1 protein-coding gene is annotated in these 2,715 nt (G+C 69.8%); it reads right to left on the minus strand.

What is annotated here, in order from left to right:
- The coding region (locus ACFWWR_RS48485; protein ID WP_384310766.1) for an amino acid adenylation domain-containing protein at positions 1 to 2,715 on the minus strand (2,715 nt) is incomplete at both ends.

Genomic DNA, 2,715 nt, shown 5'->3' on the forward strand with positions numbered 1-2,715 from the left:
CGCTGTCTGGTTCGTACTGGTGCAGGAACCACATCCGCTGCTGGGCGTACGACAGCGGCAACCGCTGCGGACGCTCCGCCCGCGCCACCACCGGCTGGCCCGTCCGTCCGGCCACCGTGATCAGCTTGGCGAGTCCGGCGACCGTGGGGTTGTTGAACATGTCGCGGACCGACAGCTCCATGCCGAGTGCCGAACGGGCCCGAGCCAACAACCGGATGGCGAGCAGGGAGTGCCCGCCCAGTTCGAAGAAGTCGTCGTCCCTGCCGACCTGTTCGACGCCCAGTACGTCCGCGAACAGGTTGCTGAAAGCCTCCTCCCACGGGTTGTGGGCCGCACTGACGGCCGTACCCGGTGTACGGTCGGCCGCCGACTCCTCGGCAGGGGCAGGAAGGGCGCGCCTGTCCAGCTTTCCGTTGGCGGTCAGCGGCAGGGCGTCGAGCAGGACAAACGCTGACGGCACCATGTAATCGGGCAGCCGATCGGCCACGTACGCACGCAGAGTCGCGGCGGCCGGGGCCGGCTCTCGGCCGGTGTCCGGTACGACGTACGCGACGAGTTGCTTGTCCCCCGAGCTGTCCTCACGGACCACGACCGCTGCCTGGTGAAGCTCGGCCATGCCCACGAGCACGGACTCGATCTCGCCCGGCTCCAGACGGAAACCGCGCAGCTTCACCTGCTGGTCGGCGCGGCCCACGTACCGCAGTTGCCCGTCGGCACCCCACCGAACGAGGTCGCCGGTGCGGTACATGCGCGCGCCGGCCGGGCCGAACGGATTCGCCACGAACCGCTCCGCCGTCATGTCCGGACGCCCCAGATAACCCCGTGCCAGGCCGGTGCCGGCGATGTACAGCTCGCCCGGGACACCGGTCGGCACCGGCTGCAGGTTCGCGCCCAGGACATAGGCCTGGGTGTTCCAGAAAGGCCGGCCGATCGGCACGGGGCCCGACGGGGTCGGGGTGCCGGGCTCAAGCCTGAAGTCCGTGCAGTTGACGGTGGCTTCGGTCGGGCCGTAGGCGTTGATGACCGTTACGTCGGGGTGCCGCTCGCGCCACTCGGCCAGGCTCTCGCCGAGAAGCTGCTCGCCGCCGAGGATGAGCGTGCCGGTCGGCGAGGCGGCGTCGGGCAGGGTGCCCAGAAGAGCCATGTGGCTCGGCGTGGCTTTCATGAAGGTCGGCCGGGCCGTGGCGGCGAAGCCGTCACCCGTCTCGTCCTTGAGGTCGGCCAGACGTACACAGCCGCCTGACACCAGTGGTGTGTAGAGCGCGGTCACGGTCAGGTCGAAGCCGATACGGGAGTGCAGCAACGCCGTGCCGGAGGCATCCGGGTACGCATGGCGTGCGCGCTGAAGGTAGGCGCCCACCGAGCGGTGCTCGACGACGACTCCCTTGGGACGTCCCGTAGAGCCCGACGTGTAGATCACGTACGCCGGATCGTGCGGCGCCGGGAGACCGCCGGGTCGCGGCGCACCCGTCGCGTTCGGGGCTCCGAGCGGATCACCGGAGATCCCGGCCAACGCCTTCTCGGTCTCTTCCGCGTCCCACAGCAGCGGCTTGGCCCCGGGTGTCTCCGCCACCAGGCCGGACCACTCCTCTCGGGTCACGATCGCCAGCGGGGTGGCGTCGTGGAGCATGTAGCGGATGCGCTCTGCCGGATGGTCCAGCTCCAGTGGCAGATAGGCACCACCGGCCTTGAGTACTGCGAGGAGACTCACGATCAGTTCGACGGAGCGCGGAAGGGCCACGGCGACGAACCGCTCGGGGCCCACGCCGTGCTCGATCAGCAGCCGCGCAAGGCGGTTGCTGCGCTCGTCCAGTTCCGCGTAGGTGAGGACAGTGCCTTCGAAGATGAGCGCGTCGGCGTCCGGGGTGCGCGCGACCTGGGCCGCGAACAGCTCCACCACGCTCGTCGGCTCGACGTCCCGTGCGGTGGCGTTCCAGTCCTCCAGCAGACGGCCGCGCTCGGCACCGTCCAGTACGTCGACCTGACCCACAGGCCGCTCCGGCTCCGTAATGGCCGAACGGAGCACGCGCAGGAAGCGCTCGGACAGCGACTCGGCGGTGGACGCGTCGTAGAGGTCCGCGCTGTACTCCAGCACGCCGCCCAGACCCGACTCCGTCTCGTACAGGCGGAACAACAGGTCGAACTTCGCGCCCGCGTCAGCAGTCGCCTCTGCGGACACGGAAAGCCCCGGCAGTTCGAGCGTGGTCCCCACTGCGGCACGCGGATCGGCGTTCTGCACCACGAGGCGTATCTGGAAGAGGGGGTGGCGGCTGGTGGAGCGTTCGGGGTTGAGGTGGTGGACGAGGCGTTCGAAGGGGATGTCTTGGTGGGTGTAGGCGGCGAGGTCGGTTTCCCGGACGCGGGTGAGGAGTTCGGTGAAGGTGGGGTTGCCGGTCAGGTCGGTGCGCAGGACGAGGGTGTTGACGAAGAAGCCGACCAGGTCTTCCACGGCGTCGTCGGTGCGTCCGGCGATCGGCGAGCCGATGGGGATGTCGGTGCCCGCGCCCAGCCGGGACAGCAGGACGGCCAGGGCGGCTTGCAGGACCATGAAGGTGCTGGCCTGTTCCTGTCGGGCGAGGGTTTCGATGCGTTCGCGCAGGTCGGCGGGGATGGTGAAGGGGATGGTGCCGCCCTGGTGGGTGGGGACGGCGGGTCGGGGGCGGTCGGTGGGCAGGTCGAGTTCGGTGGGCAGGCCGGCCAGGGCGTCCTGCCAGT

Origin of the sequence: Streptomyces sp. NPDC058678 (genome assembly GCF_042714835.1) — a bacterium.
Lineage (GTDB): Bacteria > Actinomycetota > Actinomycetes > Streptomycetales > Streptomycetaceae > Streptomyces.